Consider the following 20595-nt stretch of genomic DNA (forward strand, 5'->3'; position numbering starts at 1 on the left):
CCGGGCGATTCACCCGCTCTTCGCATGCGCGCGTGCGGCCGAACAGGGATGCTGGAGCGGTGATGGACGAGACCGACTTCTGGCAGATCATCGACGACACCCGGGAGGACGCCGAGGGCGACCCGGACGAGCAGGCGGACCGTCTGGTGGAGCGGCTCGTCGAGCTGGCCCCGGACGACGTCATCGACTTCGCCCGGCTCTTCGAGGCCCGGTTCCAGCGTGCCTACCGCCACGACCTGTGGGGCGCGGCGTACCTGCTGCTGGGCGGGGCCTCCGAGGACTCCTTCGACTACTTCCGGTGCTGGCTGATCGGCCAGGGCCGGGAGGTCTTCGAGGGCGGGCTGCACGAGCCGGACGACCTGGCCGACCTGCTGCCCGGCTTCGACGAGGAGGAGGACGGCGAGGCCGAGGACCTCGGCTACGCGGCCGACGAGGCGTACGAGCAGTTGACCGGGCTGCCGCTGCCCGAGGTGGGCGGACGCCAGCCCGCGCAGCCGTTCGGGGCCGCGTTCGACTTCGACGACTCCGAGGTCATGGCGAAACGGTTTCCCAAGCTCTGGGAGCGGTACGGGGACTGACCGCGCACGGGCGGACCGGGGACGGACCGGGAGGGGGCCGGGCGAACCCGGCGGGCCCGGGGCGCCGCCGGGCCCGCCCCGGCGGCGGCCCGGCGGCGGCTCAGGTGTTGGAGCCCGCCGCCTCGCTGGTGTCCTGCTTGACGCCCTTGAGGATCTGGTCCAGCACGGAGGGGTCGGGCGCGCCCGCGGCGTCGTCCACCCCGCCCTCGAAGGCCACGAACCCGCCGCCCTTGGCGGGGACGGCCGCCATCAGGATGTAGCCCTTGCTGCCGTCCGAGGTGGTGATGTGCCAGCGCACCGCGTACCCGGAGATGCCCGCGACCGTGGTGCTGGAGGAGCCCGCGTCGGTGTGCCCGGTGATGTTGTTGAAGATCGCCGCCGCGTAGGCCGGCATGGCCGCCTCGGCCGCCGCCCGGGCGGTGGTGCCGGCGATGGTGTCCTTCTCCACCGAGAACTGGCCCCGGATGCAGCTGCCGCCGCCGGGGCAGGTGTACTGGCCGTTGCCGAGGAAGACGGTGGAGTGGGACCCGGTGGTGTTCGCCTCCCAGCCCTCGAACACCGGCACGGTGATGGCGTGCTGCGGGTCCGCCACGGTGTCCTTGAGCACCGGGCTCGGCTTCGGCGGCGTGGTCGGCGGCGGCGGGGAGGACCTGGTCGGGGCGGGGGTGGTGGCGCTCGGGCTCGGTGTGTCGGTGACGGTGACGGTGGCCACCGGCTGGGTCGGCTTGGCGGTGGGGCCGGCACCGCCGCTGTTGAGCGCCACCGCGGCCACCACACCGACCACGGCCAGCACGCCGACCACGATGCCGACGGCCGTCCCGGTCCTGATCCGGTTCGGCCGCTCCGGCGGCGGATAGGCGGCCGGCGGGTAGCCGTAGGCCGGCGGGTTCTGCGCCGGGTAGCCGTACCCAGGCTGCCCCTGCTGCGGGGCTCCGTAGCCGTAGGCCGGCGGCGCGGGTGCGGAACCCCCCGAGGGGTTCTGCCAGGCGACCTGCGTCGGGGCGTCGGCAATCGGGCCGCCGCCGGCCTGGACGGGGCGCACGTCACTGGTCCAGGCCGTGCCGTCCCACCAGCGCTCATGACCGGCCGTGCCGTCCGCACCCGGTACCGGGTACCACCCGGGAGGCGTCGAGTTGCTCACGGCCGTAACCTACCCGTCCGGGTGACGCTCCAGACAGGGCGGGTCTGTCACGACTCTGCACCACCCGCGCACATGATCTGACCGTGTGTCAGCACAGTGGGGCGGGTCGTGCGGGAACGGTGGGGGCCGCTCAGCCGGTCGGCCGGTCGTCGAGGGACCGGGCCATCCAGATGTCGTCGACGTAGGCGCCGTCGATCAGGAACTCCTCCTTGAGCGAACCCTCGACCACGAAGCCGCAGCGCTCGTAGAGGGCGCGGGCCGGGGCGTTGTGTCCGAGTACCCGCAGGGTGATCCGGCGGGCGCCCTGCTCCCGGGCGAGCCGGCAGGCCGCCTCGACCAGCGCGACGCCGATGCCCCGGCCGCGCACGGCGGTGTCGACCGCGAGGCCCTGGATCTGCCGCACGTGCCGGTTGCTGGCCAGCGGCGTCGGCGGGACGACCCGGACGTAGCCGACCGCCCGGCCGTCGAGCACGGCGAGGTGGAACTGGTCGGGGGTGTGGCGTTCGTCGAACACCCCCGCGTCCTCGTCGGGCCGGGGGGCGACCTCGGCCAGCGGCGTCCAGGTGGAGCGGTTGAGGGCGGCGAGTTCCTTCTCGTCCTCGGCCCGGGCGGGGCGGATGATCAGCTGATCGTTTTCGTGCATGCGCCGCATGCTAATCACCCCCGGCCGGGACGTACACGGCAATTTCCCGCGACCCCGCCGGACCGCCGCTCCCCGGCGGGCCCCCGACCGGCTGCGAGGATGGGCCCATGAGAATCGCGGTCACAGGATCCACGGGACTGATCGGCGCGGCACTCGTCGGCTCACTGCTGGCGGACGGGCACGAGGTGGTGCGGCTGGTCCGGCACCGCTCGCGGACCGGGCCCCGGCCGGACGGCACCACCGCCATCGGCTGGAACCCGCTGCTGGGCCAGATCGACCGGGCCGGGCTGGCCGGGGTCGAGGCGGTCGTGCACCTGGCGGGCGCCGGCGTCGGCGACCGCCGGTGGAGCGAGTCCTACAAGCGGGAGATCCGGGAGAGCCGGGTCCTGGGCACCGAGACCCTGGCGACCGCGCTGGCCGGGCTGGCCGAACCGCCGAAGGTCTTCGTGAGCGCCTCGGCCGTCGGCTACTACGGGCAGACCGGGGACCGGGTGGTCGACGAGTCCTCGCCCGCCGGGGACGACTTCCTGGCCGAGGTATGCGTGGAGTGGGAGGCCGCCGCCCGGCCGGCCGAGCGGGCCAGGATCCGGGTGGTCCACCCGCGCACCGGGCTGGTCCTCTCCGCCGCCGGAGGCGCGGGCGGACGGCTCTTCCCGCTGTTCCGGCTGGGCCTCGGCGGCCGGCTCGGCGACGGCCGGCAGTACTGGAGCTTCATCTCGCTCGCCGACGAGGTCGCGGCCCTGCGCTTCCTGATCGACCGGGAGGACCTCGACGGGGCGGTCAACCTCACCGCCCCCGAACCGGTGACCAACGCCGAACTGACGGCGGCGCTCGGGCGGGTACTGCGCCGGCCGACGCCGTTCCCGGTGCCGAAGGCCGTACTGGAGGCCGTACTGGGCGAGCTGGCGGTCGAGGTGATCGGCAGCCATCGGGTCATGCCGCGCCGGCTGCTGGACGCGGGCTTCCGCTTCGCGCACCCGGACGTCGACTCGGCGGCGCTGGCTGCTCTCTGACGGGCGGCTCTCCGAGGGGCGGCTCTCCGACGGGCGGCTCCGGGGCGGCCGTCCACGGCATTGCCAGCGGGGCGGGCGGGGTCGGGCGAGTGGTCGCGTCCGGCCCCCTCGCGTAGCCGCGCTACGACGTCCGCCCTGGCCAGGGGCATATGCGGAGCGGAGTCCGGGCGACTGCGGCGCAGGGCCCCGAAAGGGGGCGCACGGGAGCACACGGCGGGCGCGCTGCGCGCCCCTGGTGACCGTGCGCGCCCGTCGGACGGCAAGAGGGGCGAGGAGGATCACAGTCCGTGACCACACTGCCACCGGATGCGGCCACTCCCCTTCCCCACCGGGTTCCGGGCCGGTGCGCTTGTCTGACACTCGTACTGACTGGGCATCACACCGGTCGGACCGTGTCCCAGCACCCGCTGCCTGCACCGGCCCGAAATCCCGGGACCAGGGAGGGAGCCACCCGTGCCCACGTACGACTTCAACCGCCGCACCCGCCGACAGTCCGACCCGGACGTCGTCGTGGTGGGAGCCGGCCTCGCGGGCCTTGCCGCCGCTCGCGTACTCACCGCCAACGGCCTCGCCGTTCAGGTCCTGGAGGCCGCGGACCGGATCGGCGGTCGAGCGGCCTCCCACGAACTCGACGGCTTCCGGCTCGACCACGGCAGCCATCTGCTGAACACCGCCTTCCCCGAGCCCCGCCGCGTGCTCGACCTCGACCGCCTCGATCCGCGCCCGCTCACGCCGGGCGTACTCGTGCACAACGGCGGGCGCCGGTACCGGGTCGGGGACCCGCAGCTGACCACCGCCCGGCAGGCCGCCGCCCGGGCACCGCTGGGCAGTCCGCTGGACAAGGCGCGGCTCGGCAGTTGGCTCAACCGCCTCGCCAACACCCCGCCCGCCCGGCTGAAGGCCCGGCCGGAGACCACCGCCGCCCGGGCCCTCGGCGACCGGGGCCTCGCCCCGCGCACCGTCGACGGCCTGCTGCGGCCCCTGCTCGGCGCCCTGCTCAGCGACCCCGCGCTCGGAACCAGCAGCCGGGTCGCCGACCTGGTGCTCCGCTGTTACGCGCGCGGCCGGCTCTGTCTGCCCGCCGGCGGGATCGCGGCCGTACCGGCCCAACTGGCCGCCGCGCTGCCCGCCGGCACCGTCCGCACCGGAGTGCGGGTCACCTCGATCACGGCCGACGGCGTGGAGACCGCCACCCATGGGCGGATCGGCGCGCAGGCCGTGGTCGTCGCGACCGACCCCCGCTCCGCCGCCGACCTGCTGCCCGGACTGCGGCTGCCGGACTTCCACCCCGTCACGACCTTCTACCACGCGGCCGACCGCACCCCGCTGGGAGAGGCCGCCCTGCTGCTGGACGGCGACCGGCCGGGCGGACAGCCGTCCCTGGTGTCGCACTCGCTGGTGCTCAGCGAGCTGCACCCCTCGTACGCCCCGACCGGACAGGCCCTGATCGCCACCACCGTGCTCGGCCGCCGCACCTTCGACGCCGGCGGGCCGGCAGCGCTGGAACCGGCCGTCCGGGCCCGGCTGGCGGAGCTGTACGGCACCCCGACCGGCGGCTGGCAGTTCCTGAGCGTGCGGCACCTGCCGGACGCGGTGCCCGCCATGCCGCCGCCGCACAACACCCGGCGGCCGGTCCGGCTGCTCGCCGGGCTCTACGTCTGCGGCGACCACCGCGACACCAGCAGCGTGCAGGGGGCGCTGGTGTCGGGGCGGCGCGCGGCCGAGGCCGTGGCGCGCGACCTCGGGCTGCCGCTCGCGGTACAGGAGGCGGAGGCGGCCTGACGACGGACGGCGCCGGGGGGTGTTCTGTGCGGGACACCCCCCGGCGCCGCTCGGCGTGCGGAGCGGCGCCCGGCGTGCGGCACGCGGCGTGCGGCGCATGAGGGACGGCGCGTGACGGGCGGCGCGTGAGGGGCGGCGCGTGAGGGGCGGCGCGCGGCCCGGCTGCCCGGACGGTGCCGGTCCGCGTGCCAATATGCCGATATGACCGCTGATCGGACGATTTCCGCTCCCCTGTCGGCCGCCCGGTGAGCGCCGACTTCGAGGTACAGCCGCTCTCGCTGATCCTGGTCCCCGCCGCCGCGGTGGCCGCCCCGCTGATCGCCGACCGGCTGCTGCGGTGGGTCGCCGTCCCCACCGTCGTGTTCGAGATCCTGCTCGGCGTGCTGATCGGCCCCGACGCCCTGAACTGGGTGCACGTGGACGACCTGATCGAGGTGCTCTCCCAGTTCGGCCTGGCGATGCTGATGTTCCTGGCCGGCTACGAGATCGACTTCGCCAGACTGCGCGGCGGACCGCTCCGCCGGGCCGGCACCGCGTGGCTGATCAGCGTGGCGGTCGCCCTCGTCGTGGGCGCGATCGTCAACCCCAAGCCCCTGGACGGCGCCTTCACAGGGCTCGTGCTGACCACCACCGCACTCGGCACCATCCTGCCGATCCTGCGCGACGCCGGCGAACTTCCCACCCCGTTCGGCTCGCTGGTCATGGCCACCGGCGCGGTCGGCGAGTTCGGACCGATCATCGCCGTCGCCGTCCTGCTCAGCGGCAACAGCGCGGGCCGCACCGCCGTCATCCTGGCCGCCTTCGCGGTGATCACCGCCGCCGCGATCGGCGGCGCCCGGCGGCCGCGGCCGGCCTGGATGACCCGGCTGATCCGCCGCACCCTGCGCACCTCCGGCCAGTTCGCCGTCCGCACCGTGATGCTGGTGCTCGCGACCATGGTGGCCGCCGCCGTCTGGCTGGAACTCGACATGCTGCTCGGCGCGTTCACCGCCGGCATCGTCTCCCGGCTGCTGCTCTCCGACATCCCCGAGCCCGCCGAGGAGGTGATCGAGGCCAAACTGGAGGGCATCGGCTTCGGCTTCCTCGTCCCGGTGTTCTTCGTGGTCAGCGGGATGAACTTCGATCTGGAGGCGCTGCTCGGCGATCCGGGCACGCTGCTGCTCGTGCCGGTCTTCCTGGTCCTGCTGCTGGCCGTGCGCGGACTGCCCGCGGCGCTGCTCGCCCCCGCCGGTCTGGGACGGCGCGACCGGGGAGCGCTCGGCCTCTACGGCTCGACGGCGCTGCCGCTGGTCGTGGTGATCACCACGATCGAGGTGGACGCCGGCCATCTGGCGTCCTCCACCTCGGCGGCCCTGGTCGGCGCGGGCATGCTCTCCGTGCTGCTGTTCCCGCTGGCCGCGCAGCGCCTGCGCGGGGACGTCCGGCCGCCGGCCGCCGTGGAGGGCGACCGGCCGCGGGTGAACGCCGAGAGCTGGTGACTCCGCCGGTCCGGTCGGAGCCCCCGGTTCAGATCACCCCCGCCTGACGGGCCGTCTCCTCGAACGCCCGGGCCACCGGGCTGCCCCGGTAGGGCGTGAGGCGGCGGTGGAAGTCGCGCACGTACTCCAGCGACCGGGCCGACCGCATCTCCCCCGCCGCCCGCAGGGCGTCGGTCGCCATGCCGCAGGCCTCGTCGAGGTCCCCCATGCCGAGCCGGGCGGTGGCCAGCACCAGCCGGCAGAAGATCCGGCTCCGGGCGTAGGCGGGCGAGCGCAGCCGCAGCGACTTCTCGGCGTGCTGGGCGGCCGTCCGCCACTGCTGGAGGTCCCGGTAGCAGTGCGCGAACTCGTCCGAGAGCTGCGCCTCGTCGAAGAACCGCGCCCAGGCCGGCAGCTCGTCGCCGGTGCGGGCCGCCGCCAGCGCCCGTTCGGCCCGGACCAGCGCCGTGGTGCAGGAGCGGACGTCACCGAGCAGGCCGTGTCCGCGCGCCTCGGCGGCGTGCAGCAGCGCCTGAACGGTCGGCGGCACCGCCGTGCCCACGCCCTGCTGCGCCACCCGGGCCAGCTGGACGGCCTCCCGGCCGTGGCCGAGGTGTACGGCCTGCTGGCTCATCGTCACCAGGACGTACCCGCCGAGCGCGCGGTCCCCGGCGGCCTGGGAGAGCCGCAGGGCCTGGACGAAGTAGCGCTGGGCCAGACCGTGCGCGGCGATGTCGAAGCTCGTCCAGCCGGCCAGCCGGGTGAGGTCGGCGACCGCGCCGAACAGGGCCCGGCCGATCTGCTCGCCGTAGCGGCCGCGCAGCATCGGCTCGGCCTCGCTCTCCAGGTAGCGGACCAGCGCCTGCCGGGCGTGGCCGCCGCCGTAGGCGTGGTCCAGCGCGCGGAACAGGTCGCCGACGGCGCGGATGGCGGCGATATCGCCCCGGCCGACGCGCAGGGCAGGGCGCGACTCGCGGGCCGCGTCCTGGAACGGCGGCTCGACGGCGATCGGCGGGCGGCGGCTCTGAGTGGGCACCCGGGCCCCGAACGCGGCCGCCCCGGCGGCGGGGCCGGTCGTCGGGCCGCCCGCGGACGAGGCGCCCGGTCCGCCGGCGGGCCCGGCCGAGGTGGCGGCGGTGCGGGTGACCGGAATGCCCGGCGTGCCGTGGGAAGCCTGGGCGCCGGGCAGTTGGCCGCGCGCGGCGGGGCCGGCGGACGCCCCGGGCGGGCCGGCCGGCGGCACGCCCGTACTCGGGTCGGGCCGCGCCAGGGTGGAGCCGTCGCGGGCGACCCGCTCGTCGGTCCGGCCGATCAGCCAGTCCCGGCTCGGCACCACCAGGCCGGCCGGGGTGAAGGCGATCCGGCGCAGCTCGGACTGCGGTCCGTTGTCCTTGCGCCACATGCTCGCGACGATGTCCACCGCTTCCTGCGGCGTCTCGGCGAACTCCAGGCCCGCGTAGACCGGGGCGCAGGCGTCCAGGCCGAGGTCCTGCGCGGTGAGGCGGCGGCCGAGCCGGCGGGTGAACACCTCGGCGATCAGGGCCGGGGTGGCGCCGCGGGGCTGCTGGCCGCGGAGCCAGCGGGTGACGGAGGTCTTGTCGTAGCGCAGGTCGAGGCCGTGTTCCAGGCCGAGCTGGTCGACCCGGCGGGCCAGGCCGGCGTGCGAGAAGCCGGCCTCCTCGATCAGGGCGGCCAGCTGGAGGTTCTGGGTGCCGGCCGTCTGGTGCCGCTCGGTGGGCGGCCGCTCCGGGACGTGCCGCTCGGGCACGGGCCGGGCGGGCGGGGACTGGTCCGGCGTGTGCCGGTCAGGGCCGGGCGTGTGCCGGTCAGGGCCGGGCCGGTCGAGGGCGTGCCGGTCGGGCGTGGCCTGCTCGGGCAACCGCAGTTCGTCGGCGGTCGGGGCGTCGGGGGCGTCCGGAAGGGTCCGGCCGACCGGACCCCGGTGCTGGTCGAGCGGGTCGAGCGGTCCGTACGCCGGGCTGTCGGTTGCAGGCCTTTGGGGCATAGTCAGTCAACACCTCTCGGACGCCGCACCGGCTCCACCAGCGGTTCGGCTGCCTGTGGCGACGCCCCCTGTCGGGAATCGGCGTGAATGTAGCGAGCATTCGGGCGCTATGGGTGGTTCTGACCGAGCAATCCTCCGAACGGGTGAAGCATCCGCGCCCATTGTGGGGAAGACCCCTCAGGCCGGGTTTGGCTTTCGGGGCTTCGGCCGGCCGCCGGCCGTCATAGCGGAGAACGCCACAGTTCTCCGGGGTGCTGTAGAGGACCACCACATAGGAGTCGGGCCGTCGGATTCCTACCGTTCTCGGCCATGGACACCACTTCAGCCCGCCCCCTCGACGGCCGCACCGCCCTGGTGACCGGGGCCGCCTCCGGCATCGGCCGGGCCTGTGCCGAGGTCCTCGCCGAGGCCGGCGCCCGGGTCTACGTCGTCGACCTCGCCGCCGACCCCGCCCGTCGGCTGGCCGAGCGGATCGGCGGCGTCGCGCACGTCACCGACCTCGCCGACCCGGAGGCCGTGGAGGCCCTGCCGGCCGATGCCGACATCGTGGTCAACAACGCCGGCCTCCAGCACGTCGCCCCCGTCCACGAGTTCCCGCTCGAACGCTTCACCCAGATCCAGCGGGTGATGGTCGAGGCACCGTTCCGCATCCTGCGCCGCACCCTCCCCCACATGTACGCGCGACGGTGGGGCCGGGTCGTCAACATCTCCTCCGTCCACGGTCTGCGGGCGAGCCCCTTCAAATCGGCCTACGTGACCGCCAAACACGCCCTGGAGGGCCTCAGCAAGACGGTCGCCCTGGAGGGCGCGCCGCACGGGGTCACCAGCAACTGCATCAATCCCGGCTATGTCCGCACCCCCCTGGTGGAGCAGCAGATCGCGGCCCAGGCCCGGGCCCACGGCATCCCCGAGGAGGAGGTGGTCGAGCGCGTCCTGCTGGAGCGCACCGCCGTCAAGCGCCTCATCGAGCCCGTCGAGGTGGCCCGACTCGCGCTCTACCTCTGCCTCCCGCACGCCGCCTGCCTCACCGGCGCCTCGCTCCCGCTCGACGGCGCCTGGACGGCGCACTGAGCGGAGGGCGTGATGGTTCCTCCGACCATGGCTGTCGGCCGGGGTGTGTGGGTCGGTCACATAGTCCCCGGCACCGCGGCTCCCTACCTTGTGGCGACGTCCCCGTCCCGCCCGCTTCTCGCGCGATGCCCGCTCCCCCGTCCTACCCCGTTCCACCGTTCCTTCCTGCCCGCTCCCCCGTCCTGTCCTGTCCCCGGCCCGGAAGTGGTGACCCCATGACAACCGCCGTCTCGGATCAAGCACGGAGCCGCTCACTGCCCAGAGTCGTGGCGGCGAGCCTGATCGGTACCACGATCGAGTGGTACGACTACTTCCTCTACGGAACAGCCGCGGCGCTGGTGTTCGGGAAGGTGTTCTTCCCGAACAGCGACCCGCTGACCGGCACGCTGCTGTCGTTCCTCACCTACGCGATCGGGTTCGCGGCGCGTCCGCTCGGGGCACTGGTCTTCGGGCACTTCGGGGACCGGGTCGGCCGCAAGCGGCTGCTGGTGGTCAGCCTGCTGCTGATGGGCGGTTCGACCACGCTGATCGGGTGCCTGCCGACCTACTCGTCGGTCGGGGTGACGGCCCCGGTGCTGCTGACGCTGCTGCGGCTGGTGCAGGGCTTCGCCCTCGGCGGCGAGTGGGGCGGCGCGGTGCTGCTGGTGTCGGAGCACGGCGACGCCCGACGACGCGGGTTCTGGGCGTCCTGGCCGCAGGGCGGCGCCCCGGCCGGGAACCTGCTGGCGGCCGGTGTGCTCTCGCTGCTCACGGGCATCCAGTCGGAGGCGACCTTCCTGGCCTGGGGCTGGCGGGTACCGTTCCTGCTCTCGGCGGTGCTGGTCGGGGTCGGCCTGTGGATCCGGCTGGCCGTGGACGAGTCGCCGCTGTTCAAGGAGGCGCTGGCCCGGGCGGCCACCCGCGGGAAGGCCGAACAGCCGCCGCTGGTCGGGGTCCTGCGGCACCACTGGCGCGAGGTACTGGTCGCGATGGGCGCGCGGATGGCGGAGAACATCTCGTACTACGTGATGACCACCTTTGTCCTCGCGTACGCGGTCTCGCACGTGCACTTCCCCAAGCAGACCGCCCTGAACGCCGTCCTGATCGCCTCGGCGGTCCAGTTCGCGCTGATCCCGGTGTTCGGAGCGCTCTCCGACCGGGTCGGGCGCAAACCGGTGTACCTGGTGGGCGCGGTCGGCGTCGGGGTGTGGGCGTTCGTCTTCTTCGGGATGGTGGACACCGGCTCCTTCGGGTCGCTGGTGCTCGCGGTGACCGTCGGACTGGTCTTCCACAGCGCCATGTACGCGCCCCAGGCCGCCTTCTTCTCCGAGATGTTCGCCACCCGGATGCGCTACTCGGGTGCGTCGATCGGCGCGCAGTTCGCCTCGGTGGCCGCCGGCGCACCCGCGCCGCTGATCGCCACCGCGCTGCTGAAGGACTACGGCAGCTCGACCCCGATCTCGGTCTACGTGGCGATCGCCGCCGTGATCACCGTTCTGGCGGTCCTGTGCGGGCGGGAGACGCGCGGGCACGACCTGGCGGAGGTGACGGGCGCCCGGCCGGCCGAGGACGGCGCGGAGCCGGGCACGGCGACGGCGGGGAAGGCCGCCACCGTCTGACGCGCCGTCCGGCCCGTCGGCGCCCGTCCCCGTACGGGCGCCGACGGGCTACGGCCCCCCGGGCCGAGCGGCTAGCATCGCGCTTCCCTCCCCGGGACACGAACACCCACTGCCGATTGGCGGCCGTACCATGAACGACCTCCACGCCGGCTCGGCGCCCGCACTGCGGCGACTGCTGGACCTGCTCGCCTCCGGCGCCGCCACCGAGGACTTCGCCGACGTGCTGGCCGACGCACGCCGGCGGGGCGCGCCGGCCGACGTGCTGGGCGAGATCGACGACGCGACCTGGCAGGCGCTGCGGGTCCACCGGACGCTGCGCCAGCACCGGCGCCGCGAGGCCGAGTTGACCGCCCTCTTCGACACCGCCGGCGACCTCGCCGCCTCCCGCGACCTCGACTCCGTACTGCACGCGATCGTCCGCCGGGCCCGGATGCTGCTGGGCACCGACACCGCCTACCTCACCCTCCCGGACGAGGCCGCCGGCGACACCTACATGCGGGTCACCGACGGCTCGGTGTCGGTCCTCTTCCAGACCCTGCGGCTCAGCCTCGGCGACGGTCTCGGCGGCCTGGTCGCGCAGAGCGCCCGCCCGTACGCCACCCCCGACTACCGCACCGACGACCGCTTCCACCACACCGACGTCATCGACGCGGGCGTGGTCGACGAGGGCCTGGTGGCGATCATCGGTGTCCCGCTGCTGCTCGGCGGGCGGGTGATCGGGGTGCTGTTCGCCGCCGACCGCTCGCCCCGGGCGTTCTCCCCCGACGAGGTCGCGCTGCTCTGCACCCTGGCCGCGCACGCCGCGATCGCGCTGGACACCGCCAAGGCACTCGCCGACACCCGGGCCGCGCTCGCCGAGCTGAACAGCGCCAACGAGCTGATCCGCGCCCACTCCGCCGCCGTCCAGCGCGCCGAGCGGGGCCACGACCGGCTCACCGACCTGGTCCTGCGCGGGGCCGAGGTGCCGGACGTCGCCGCGGCCGTGGCCGCCCTGCTGGGCGGCGGGATAGCCGTACTGGACAGCGAGGGTGAGCCGCTCGCCGGACGGGCCGCCGCACCGGGCGCCGGGCCGGCCGAGGCCGCGGCGGCGTCCCGGGCCGAGGGGCGCGCGGTGCGCCACGGCGGAGCCTGGGTGTGCGCGGTGCTGGCCGGGCAGGAGCAGCTCGGCACGCTGGTGCTGCGCGGCCGGCCGGACCTCGACGACGCCGACCGCAGGCTGTTCGAACGGGCCGGCGTGGTGACCGCGCTGCTCCTGCTGCTGCGGCGGTCGGTCGCCGAGACGGAGAACCGGGTCCGCGGCGAGCTGCTGGCCGACCTGCTCACCGCCCCCGACCGGGATCCGGCCGGACTGACCGCGCGGGGGCGCCGGCTGGGCGTCGACCTCGGCCGGCCGCACCTGGTGCTGGTCGCCGAGCCGGGGCGGGGCGCGGGCGGCGGGGTCGGCGGGGGTGCGGCTGCCGTGCGCTCCCGGCTGGCGGGGGCGGCCGGGCGGTACCTGTTCGGCGCGCGGGGCATCAGTGCGGAGCACGGCGAGGCGGTGGTGCTGCTGGTCCCGGACGGTGGCGGGAGCGGCGGCGGGGCCGGGGGCGTGAGCGGGAGTGGGATTGGGAGCGGCGGCGGGGCCGGGGCTCCGGCCGAGTTCGGGGCTCTGCCGGAGGCGGCGGGCGGCTGTACGGCGAGCAGCGGTGCGGCCGGTGGAGGTACGACCCGCGGGGGTGCGGCCGGTGGAGGTACGGCCGGCGGGGGTGCGGCCGGTGGAGGTACGGCCGGGGACATCGCCCAGCGGGCGGCGGAACAGGCCGCCGAGCGGCTCGCCCGGCTGGCCGGCTTCCCGGTCACGGTGGGCGCCGGCCGCCCCGCCGCCGGGCCGGTCGCGCTGGCCACCGCGTACGCCGAGGGGCTGCGCTGCGTCCGGGCGCTGCGGGTGCTCGGCCGGGACGGCGAGGGCGCCTCCGCGGGGTCGCTCGGCTTCCTCGGGGTGCTGCTCGGCGACGGCCACGACGTCTCCGGCTTCGTCGGCGCGACGCTGGGACCGCTGCTGGACTACGACGCCCGGCGCGGCACCGAGCTGGTCCGCACCCTGCGCGCGTACTTCGACTGCGGCGGCAGCCTCACCCGGGCCAAGGACGAGCTGCACGTCCATGTGAACACCGTCGTCCAGCGGCTGGACCGGGTCGAGGTGCTGCTGGGCCAGGACTGGAACGGCCCCGAGCGCTCGCTGGAACTCCAGCTGGCCCTGCGGCTCCAGCTGCTGTCGGGGGCCTGAGCGGGCGCCTGGACGGTCCGTACGGGCCGGGGCGTACAGTGGCGAGGTTGGTCTCGAACGCCTGGCAAGGAGCAGCAGCGGTGAGCGAGAACGTTCGGTTCGTCCGGATGGGCATAGGCGAGGGCGCCGTCCCGTACCAGGAGGCCTGGGAGGAGCAGCAGCGGCTGCACGCCCTGCGGGTCGCCGACGAGATCCCCGACACGGTGCTGCTGCTGGAGCACCAGCCCGTGTACACGATGGGCAAGCGCACCAATCCGGCGGACCTGCCGCTGGACGGCACCCCGGTGGTCGAGGTCAACCGGGGCGGCGAGATCACCTGGCACGGCCCCGGCCAGCTGGTCGGCTACCCGATCGTCAAGCTGCCCGACCCGATCGACGTGATCGCGTACGTGCGGCGGCTGGAGGAGGCACTGATCCGGGCCTGCGCCGCGTTCGGCGTGGGGACCACCCGGGTCGAGGGCCGCAGCGGCGTCTGGGTGCTGGGCGGGGACATCCCGGACGCGGTGGTGGACCCCGCGCAGGTGGTGGACATCGGCAAGCTCACCCTGCGGATGGGCCTGCCGCTGGGCATCGACCCCCGACTGGCCGGTCCGGAGTACGCGCCGTCCAACGCGGGCCAGCGCGGCGACGACCGCAAGCTGGCCGCGATCGGCGTCCGGGTCGCGCGCGGGGTGACCATGCACGGCTTCGCGCTGAACTGCGACCCGGACATGACCTGGTTCGACCGGATCGTGCCGTGCGGTATCCGGGACGCCGGGGTCGCCTCGCTGGCCGGTGAGCTCGGGCGGGCCCTCCCCGTCGCCGAGGCGCTGCCGCTGGTCGAGAAGCACCTGGCCGAGGTGCTCGCCGAGCTGCCGGAGCCGACGGCCCCGCGCTGAGCCCGGGAGCCGGGCCCGGACGCCGGTCCGGGAGCCGGTTCCTGGCACCGGTCCGGGAGCTGGTCCCGGATGCCGGACCGCTCCCGGGAATCTACTTGCCGGTAGCCCTGTTGCCCTGCGATTGCGGGGTCCCGGCCCCGGCCAAGGCCGTACAAGCACAGGCGTACCCTGGGGGTACCCCGTCTAGTTCTAGGAGTCGCACGTGTCCGCTGTCGCGCCCGACGGCAGGAAGCTGCTCCGCCTGGAGGTCCGCAACAGCGAGACCCCCATCGAGCGGAAGCCCGAGTGGATCAAGACCCGCGCGAAGATGGGGCCGGAGTACAACGCCCTCCACTCGCTGGTGAAGAAGGAAGGGCTGCACACGGTCTGCCAGGAGGCCGGCTGCCCCAACATCTTCGAGTGCTGGGAGGACCGCGAGGCGACCTTCCTCATCGGCGGTGACCAGTGCACCCGCCGCTGCGACTTCTGCCAGATCGACACCGGCAAGCCCGCCGACTTCGACCGGGACGAGCCCCGCCGCGTCGCCGAGTCCATCGTCACCATGGACCTCAACTACGCCACCATCACCGGCGTCGCCCGCGACGACCTGCCGGACGGCGGCGCCTGGCTGTACGCGGAGACCGTCCGCCAGGTGCACGCCCTGACCGCCGCCCGCGAGGCCGGGCGCACCGGCGTCGAGCTGCTGATCCCGGACTTCAACGCGGTGCCGGAGCAGCTGGCCGAGGTCTTCTCCTCGCGCCCCGAGGTGCTGGCGCACAACGTCGAGACCGTGCCGCGGATCTTCAAGCGGATCCGCCCGGCGTTCCGCTACGAGCGCTCGCTGGACGTCATCACCCAGGCGCGCGAGGCCGGGCTGGTCACCAAGTCCAACCTGATCCTGGGCATGGGCGAGACCCGCGAGGAGGTCAGCCAGGCGCTGGCCGACCTGGTCGGGGCCGGCTGCGAGCTGATCACCATCACCCAGTACCTGCGGCCGTCGCTGCGCCACCACCCGGTGGAGCGCTGGGTCAAGCCGCACGAGTTCGTGGAGCTGCAGCAGGAGGCCGAGGAGCTCGGCTTCGCCGGGGTCATGTCCGGCCCGCTGGTCCGCTCCTCGTACCGCGCCGGACGGCTGTACCGACAGGCGCTGGAGCACCGCGAGCGGCAGAGCGGGACGGCCGCCCCGGTCGCGGCCCCGGTCGCGGCGGTCTGACGGGCGGCGACGACGGTTTCACGCCATCGGAGGGGCGGGGCTTCGGCTCCGCCCCTTTCGCTTCACCGGACTTTGACTGGCTGGTCACGGACTGGTAACACGGAGTGGGGATGATGGCGTCTCCATGAGTGTTCGATTTTTCTCAGCCACACCTCCGAGCGCTTCCGCACCTCCGCGCGCACCCGGTCCCGGGTCCGCCCGCGCGTTCGCTCGGTCCGAGGGGAGCTGTTTCGCCATGCGGGTCGATTTCCGGGTGGAACTCCGGTCGGTGGGCACCGCGCTCCGGCTGGCCGAGAGCATGCTGCTGGCGGGCGGTCAGCGCCAGGCCCGGCAGAACGCCTGGGCCGCCGTCTGCGAGAACCGCAGGTACGCGGCGGCGCGGGAGCTCGACGGCGGACCGGCGGGCGCCCCCGCGGGCGGACCGGCGAAGGCCGCGCGCCGCTGACGGCGGTCGGGCGCCGCGGGGGCTTCGGTGGTCGGGCGCCGCGGGGCCGCGGGGGCTGCGGCGATGGGCGTCGCAGGGGCTGCCGGGGGTGGAAGAGGGGCGCTTCGGGGGTCGGCGCACCGGGCGGAACAGGGTCACCCGGGTCACGGTTCGGGGCGAACGGGTACCCGGGCTTGGATATCCCGTACCCACGCCACGTACCATGAGCATTATGGCGAGGGAAACATCCGAGAACCCCGGGCGACTGAAGCAGATCCGCCTGGCATACACCATGACCAAGAAGGTCGACACCAAGATCGGCCTGATCATCGCCGGCGTCGGCCTGCTGACCTTCGGCGTGTTCCTGGCCATTGGTTTCGCGATCGAGCACCCCGTCTACCTGGGCATCCTGGGCTTCATCGTGGCCTTCCTGGCCATGGCGATCGTCTTCGGGCGCAGGGCCGAGCGCGCGGCGTTCGGGCAGATGGAGGGGCAGCCGGGCGCGGTCGCCGCCGTGCTGAACAACATCCGGCGCGGCTGGAGCGCGAGTTCCACCCCGGTGGCCGTCACCCGCAGCCAGGACGCGGTCTACCGCGCCGTGGGCCGGGCCGGCATCGCGCTGATCGGTGAGGGCAACCCGAACCGGGTCCGCCAGCTGCTCGCGTCCGAGAAGAGGAAGATGGCCCGGGTCGTCGGCGACGGTGTGCCGGTGCACGACATCGTGGTGGGCGACGGCAAGGACGAGGTCCCCCTCAAGAAGCTGCAGATCCACCTGATGCGCCTGCCGCGCGCCATCACGCCCGCCCAGGTCACCGAGACCAACGACCGGCTGCGCGCGCTGGGCGACCTGCTCTCCAAGGCGCCCATCCCCAAGGGCCCGATGCCCAAGGGCGCCCGGATGCCCAAGGGCGGCCAGGCTCGCTGAGTCCCTCCCCCGTCGACACCAGAACGGCCCTGCCGCGGAGCTTCCGCGGCGGGGCCGTTCGGCATTCCGGCGCTCGCGCCGGATCCGGCTGAGATCCCGCGCTCGGATCCCGCTGAGATCCGGCTCAGGTCCGGCTCAGGTCCGGCTCAGGTCCGGCTCAGATCCGGCTCAGATCCGGCTCAGATCCGGACCTCGACGGTGCCTACCGCCTTGTCGTGCAGCCCCCGGGTGTCGCGGTCCCAGACCAGGGCCGGCACCACCAGGAAGAGCAGCGCGGTCCGCAGCAGCACCTGCGGGATGGTCGCCCGGCCGCCGTCGAGCCGGACCACCCGCAGGCCGAACAGCCGCTTGCCGACGGTCGTCCCGGTGGTCGCGAGCATCAGCACGATGACGGTGAAGAGCAGCGGCGTGGTCCACATGTTCGCCGAGCCCGCGGAGGAGCCCCTGGTGATCAGCCCGAAGGAGATCAGGGCGACCAGCCAACTGTCGACGACCAGCGCGCCCAGCCGCCGGCCCGGGCCCGCGATCGAGCCGGAACCCTCCCGGGGCAGCCCGAGGCGCTCACCGCGGAAGCCGAAGTCGGCTCCCATCTTCTCGGCGGCCGACTTCGGGCCGTCGATCCACGATCCCAACGCTTCTCTGGTGTCCACCGATCCACACTAACCGGGCGAACGCCGGGAACGGCCACCGCCTCCCCGACCCGCGCCGCGACGCCCGCCACCGGAGAGTGAATCGGCCGCCGCCGGCTTTCCCCCGACCCTCCCCAGTGGTCCAGACCACTTGACTGCCTCCACCTGGCCGGGCAAGGCGTTTTGCCCAGTACCGTACGACTTTGCCGCCCGCGCGACGACGGCGGTTAACATTCAGGAAACGACTGGGTCACCGGCCGGAAACGGCCCATTCCTAGGGTGAGGCCCATTCGCTACGCCGAGGAGGATGGATGTTCAACAACGCCGCCGAAGTGAAGCAGTTCATCCAGGACAACGACGTGAAGTTCGTCGATGTCCGCTTCTGCGACCTGCCAGGCGTCCTGCAGCACTTCTCCGTACCCGCGGCGACGTTCGACCCGTCCGAGATCCTGATGTTCGACGGCTCGTCGATCCGCGGCTTCCAGGCCATCCACGAGTCCGACATGGCCCTGGTCCCCGACCTCGCCACCGCGCGGCTCGACCCGTTCCGCCGGGAGAAGCACCTCAACATCAACTTCTTCATCCAGGACCCGGTGACCGGCGAGGCCTACAGCCGCGACCCGCGCAACGTCGCCAAGAAGGCCGAGGCCTACCTCGCCTCCTCCGGTATCGCGGACACCGCGTACTTCGGCCCCGAGGCGGAGTTCTACGTCTTCGACTCGGTCCGGTTCGACACCAGCGCCAACGCCTCGTACTACCACATCGACTCCGAGGCCGGCGCCTGGAACTCCGGTTCCACCGAGGGCGACGTCCGCGGCTACAAGGTCAAGTACAAGGGCGGCTACTTCCCCGTCCCGCCGGTCGACCACTTCGCCGACCTGCGCGCCGAGATGTCCCTGGAACTCGCCAAGGCGGGCCTGGAGGTCGAGCGCCAGCACCACGAGGTCGGCACGGCCGGCCAGGCGGAGATCAACTACCGGTTCAACACCCTGCTGCACGCCGCCGACGACCTGATGCTGTTCAAGTACATCATCAAGAACGTCGCCTGGCGGGCCGGCAAGACGGCCACCTTCATGCCGAAGCCGATCTTCGGCGACAACGGCTCGGGCATGCACGTCCACCAGTCGCTGTGGACCGAGGGCGTGCCGCTCTTCTACGACGAGCAGGGCTACGCCGGGCTCTCCGACACCGCCCGCTACTACATCGGCGGCCTGCTCAAGCACGCGCCGTCGCTGCTCGCCTTCACCAACCCGTCGGTGAACTCCTACCACCGCCTGGTCCCCGGCTTCGAGGCCCCGGTCAACCTGGTCTACTCCCAGCGCAACCGCTCCGCCGCGATCCGGATCCCGATCACGGGCTCCAACGCCAAGGCCAAGCGCATCGAGTTCCGCGCCCCCGACCCCTCCTCCAACCCCTACCTCGCCTTCGCCGCCATGCTGATGGCCGGCCTGGACGGCATCAAGAACAAGATCGAGCCCCTGGAGCCGGTCGACAAGGACCTCTACGAGCTGGCTCCCGAGGAGCACGCCAACGTCCCCCAGGTCCCGTCCTCCCTCCCGGCCGTCCTGGAGGCCCTCGAAGCCGACCACGAGTACCTCCTCGCGGGCAACGTCTTCACCCCGGACCTCATCGAGACCTGGATCGACTTCAAGCGCACCAACGAGATCGCCCCCATCGCCCTCCGCCCCCACCCGCACGAGTTCGAGCTCTACTACGATCTCTGAGCCGGCCCTGAGGGCAAACAGGCCAAGCGGCCGCGCCAGGGCGTCCGACCTTGGAAAACGCCTCTCGTGAGCTCTCGTCGCCACTCGCTCGTCCTCGCCCTCGTGCGAAATGAGTGCGAAATGGCGACGCCGACAGCCGGCGGTGGGCCGGCCGGGACCAGCCGGAGCCGGGGTCGTCACACCTCTGACCGAGTGTGACGGCCCCGGCTCGCAGCCTGTCCGAATGCGTCCCGCGAAGGAGCCGGCCGCGCCGGCCGCCCCCTTCGGCTCGCGGGTCGGCAGGGTCTGTTGATCAGGTGATCTGGCCGGCGGCCCTGACTCGGTGCCCGGCGGCGGCGGGCCGGGGTGGTGCCGCCGCCGTGCCCGGCGCGGTGCTTTTCTGCGCGCGCTGCTTCCCGGCCGCTGCCCTGCGGCGGCGGAGCGAACTGTACGGCGGGCCGGGTGGGGGCGGTTGGTCAGCGCATGCGGGGCACGGGCGGGCCCGAGTCCGACATGCCCGTGGAGACGGCCCGGGCGCCGTCGAACTCCGCGAGGCGGGCCGCCAGGGCCTGGGCATCGCCCCGGCCCTCCAGCGTCAGCCGCACGTGGGTCAGCGTCCCGTCCTCGGCGCCGTGCGGCCGGTCGATGGCCGTGTCCAGGATCCGGAAGCCGGCCTCGGCACACTCCTCCAGAACGCGCGGCAGCAACGCGTAGCCGATGCGGTAGGTCAGTTCGACAGTGACGGTGCCGGCGGCGAGGGCGGGGGCCAGCCTGCGCAGCAGGAAGGGGTAGCCGCGGATGATCAGGAAGTAGCCCGCCGTACAGGCGGTGGCGACGATGAGCAGGCCGCCCGCGCAGGCCATGCCGACGGCACAGGTGAGCCAGATGGTGGCGGCGGTGGTCAGGCCGTGGACGGCGTCGCGCCGCACGAAGATGATCCCGCCTCCGATGAAGCCGATGCCGGACACCACCTGGGCGGCCACGCGGGAGGGGTCACCGGCGCCGAAGGCGTGAGCGGAGACGTTGACGAACAGGGCGCTGCCCAGACCGACCAGGGCGTGGGTCCGCAACCCGGCGCTCTTCTGCCCCGCCTCCCGTTCCAGGCCGATCAGCGACGACAGGACGAGCGCCGCCGCGAGTTCGATCATCTGCCGACCGCCCTGGCCGTCGGTCATGGACCAGAGGGGTGCCTCCAGGCTCTGCACGGTGCCTCACCTCCCTGCTCGGCGGACGGTCCGTGCGGCGTCGCACGGACGCCTCTACCCGGACACGGCCGATCGATCCGCCCGG

Annotated in this window: 17 protein-coding genes; 12 read left to right on the forward strand and 5 right to left on the reverse strand. The window is 73.8% G+C overall.

The window, feature by feature from the left end:
- The first annotated feature begins 62 nt into the window (after positions 1-62).
- Positions 63-578 (forward strand): DUF4240 domain-containing protein, encoded by a 516-nt coding sequence (locus SM793_RS00975; protein ID WP_320436014.1) that lies wholly within the window; start codon positions 63-65, stop codon positions 576-578.
- 100 nt (positions 579-678) lie between these two features.
- Here the strand turns inward: SM793_RS00975 and SM793_RS00980 are convergent, their stop codons facing one another.
- Both SM793_RS00980 and SM793_RS00985 read right to left on the reverse strand, forming a co-directional pair.
- Complete coding sequence (locus tag SM793_RS00980; RefSeq protein ID WP_320436015.1) at positions 679-1719, reverse strand: DUF2510 domain-containing protein; 1041 nt, start codon at positions 1717-1719, stop codon at positions 679-681.
- A gap of 130 nt (positions 1720-1849) precedes the next feature.
- Positions 1850-2371, reverse strand: a complete 522-nt coding sequence (locus SM793_RS00985) for an N-acetyltransferase family protein (protein WP_413815839.1) — start codon at positions 2369-2371, stop codon at positions 1850-1852.
- Between the two features lie 98 nt (positions 2372-2469).
- On the opposite strand from SM793_RS00985, the gene SM793_RS00990 reads away from it, so the two are divergent.
- The 3 genes from SM793_RS00990 (at position 2470) to SM793_RS01000 (ending at position 6635) form a co-directional block, all read left to right on the forward strand.
- Entirely contained in the window at positions 2470-3375 is a 906-nt protein-coding gene (locus SM793_RS00990; protein ID WP_320436017.1) for a TIGR01777 family oxidoreductase, read from the forward strand.
- Between the two features lie 453 nt (positions 3376-3828).
- Positions 3829-5157, forward strand: coding sequence for an NAD(P)/FAD-dependent oxidoreductase (locus SM793_RS00995; RefSeq protein ID WP_320436018.1), 1329 nt, complete (start codon positions 3829-3831; stop codon positions 5155-5157).
- Positions 5158-5402: 245 nt separating this feature from the next.
- Complete coding sequence (locus SM793_RS01000) at positions 5403-6635, forward strand: cation:proton antiporter (RefSeq protein WP_320436019.1); 1233 nt, start codon at positions 5403-5405, stop codon at positions 6633-6635.
- 28 nt (positions 6636-6663) lie between these two features.
- Here SM793_RS01000 and SM793_RS01005 read toward each other — a convergent pair whose 3' ends face one another.
- The gene (locus SM793_RS01005; protein WP_320436020.1) at positions 6664-8619 is read right to left on the reverse strand and encodes a regulator; all 1956 of its coding nucleotides are present in this window, start codon (positions 8617-8619) and stop codon (positions 6664-6666) included.
- A gap of 309 nt (positions 8620-8928) precedes the next feature.
- On the opposite strand from SM793_RS01005, the gene SM793_RS01010 reads away from it, so the two are divergent.
- The 7 genes from SM793_RS01010 (at position 8929) to SM793_RS01040 (ending at position 16973) form a co-directional block, all read left to right on the forward strand.
- Positions 8929-9690, forward strand: coding sequence for a 3-hydroxybutyrate dehydrogenase (locus SM793_RS01010; RefSeq protein WP_320436021.1), 762 nt, complete (start codon positions 8929-8931; stop codon positions 9688-9690).
- Between the two features lie 215 nt (positions 9691-9905).
- Positions 9906-11288, forward strand: a complete 1383-nt coding sequence (locus tag SM793_RS01015) for an MFS transporter (protein ID WP_320436022.1) — start codon at positions 9906-9908, stop codon at positions 11286-11288.
- A gap of 130 nt (positions 11289-11418) precedes the next feature.
- Complete coding sequence (locus SM793_RS01020; protein ID WP_320436023.1) at positions 11419-13554, forward strand: helix-turn-helix domain-containing protein; 2136 nt, start codon at positions 11419-11421, stop codon at positions 13552-13554.
- A gap of 107 nt (positions 13555-13661) precedes the next feature.
- A complete protein-coding gene (gene lipB, locus SM793_RS01025; protein ID WP_413815847.1) occupies positions 13662-14432 on the forward strand; it encodes a lipoyl(octanoyl) transferase LipB in 771 nt (256 codons plus the stop codon).
- 202 nt (positions 14433-14634) lie between these two features.
- The gene (locus SM793_RS01030; protein WP_320436025.1) at positions 14635-15624 is read left to right on the forward strand and encodes a lipoyl synthase; all 990 of its coding nucleotides are present in this window, start codon (positions 14635-14637) and stop codon (positions 15622-15624) included.
- A gap of 235 nt (positions 15625-15859) precedes the next feature.
- A complete protein-coding gene (locus SM793_RS01035; protein ID WP_320436026.1) occupies positions 15860-16069 on the forward strand; it encodes a hypothetical protein in 210 nt (69 codons plus the stop codon).
- 211 nt (positions 16070-16280) lie between these two features.
- The gene (locus SM793_RS01040) at positions 16281-16973 is read left to right on the forward strand and encodes a DUF4191 domain-containing protein (protein ID WP_320436027.1); all 693 of its coding nucleotides are present in this window, start codon (positions 16281-16283) and stop codon (positions 16971-16973) included.
- A 179-nt stretch (positions 16974-17152) separates the two neighbouring features.
- Here the strand turns inward: SM793_RS01040 and SM793_RS01045 are convergent, their stop codons facing one another.
- Complete coding sequence (locus tag SM793_RS01045; protein ID WP_320436028.1) at positions 17153-17623, reverse strand: RDD family protein; 471 nt, start codon at positions 17621-17623, stop codon at positions 17153-17155.
- A gap of 290 nt (positions 17624-17913) precedes the next feature.
- Here SM793_RS01045 and glnA point away from each other — a divergent pair, with 290 nt between their 5' ends.
- A complete protein-coding gene (gene glnA, locus SM793_RS01050; protein WP_320436029.1) occupies positions 17914-19326 on the forward strand; it encodes a type I glutamate--ammonia ligase in 1413 nt (470 codons plus the stop codon).
- A 455-nt stretch (positions 19327-19781) separates the two neighbouring features.
- Here the strand turns inward: glnA and SM793_RS01055 are convergent, their stop codons facing one another.
- Positions 19782-20510: an MgtC/SapB family protein gene (locus SM793_RS01055; RefSeq protein ID WP_413815840.1), complete on the reverse strand. Its 729-nt coding sequence runs from the start codon at positions 20508-20510 to the stop codon at positions 19782-19784.
- Between the last annotated feature and the right edge of the window lie 85 nt (positions 20511-20595).

Source organism: Kitasatospora purpeofusca (assembly GCF_034043715.1).
Taxonomy (GTDB): Bacteria; Actinomycetota; Actinomycetes; order Streptomycetales; family Streptomycetaceae; genus Kitasatospora; species Kitasatospora purpeofusca_A.

Bases quoted from the DNA above. Each gene is read 5' to 3' on its own strand.
- SM793_RS00975 (WP_320436014.1), top strand. From the start codon at position 63: ATGGACGAGACCGACTTCTGGCAGATCATCGACGACACCCGGGAGGAC.
- SM793_RS00985 (WP_413815839.1), bottom strand. From the start codon at position 2,371: ATGCGGCGCATGCACGAAAACGATCAGCTGATCATCCGCCCCGCCCGG.
- SM793_RS00990 (WP_320436017.1), top strand. From the start codon at position 2,470: ATGAGAATCGCGGTCACAGGATCCACGGGACTGATCGGCGCGGCACTC.
- SM793_RS01005 (WP_320436020.1), bottom strand. From the start codon at position 8,619: ATGCCCCAAAGGCCTGCAACCGACAGCCCGGCGTACGGACCGCTCGAC.
- SM793_RS01010 (WP_320436021.1), top strand. From the start codon at position 8,929: ATGGACACCACTTCAGCCCGCCCCCTCGACGGCCGCACCGCCCTGGTG.
- SM793_RS01015 (WP_320436022.1), top strand. From the start codon at position 9,906: ATGACAACCGCCGTCTCGGATCAAGCACGGAGCCGCTCACTGCCCAGA.
- SM793_RS01020 (WP_320436023.1), top strand. From the start codon at position 11,419: ATGAACGACCTCCACGCCGGCTCGGCGCCCGCACTGCGGCGACTGCTG.
- lipB (WP_413815847.1), top strand. From the start codon at position 13,662: ATGGGCATAGGCGAGGGCGCCGTCCCGTACCAGGAGGCCTGGGAGGAG.
- SM793_RS01035 (WP_320436026.1), top strand. From the start codon at position 15,860: ATGCGGGTCGATTTCCGGGTGGAACTCCGGTCGGTGGGCACCGCGCTC.
- SM793_RS01040 (WP_320436027.1), top strand. From the start codon at position 16,281: ATGGCGAGGGAAACATCCGAGAACCCCGGGCGACTGAAGCAGATCCGC.
- glnA (WP_320436029.1), top strand. From the start codon at position 17,914: ATGTTCAACAACGCCGCCGAAGTGAAGCAGTTCATCCAGGACAACGAC.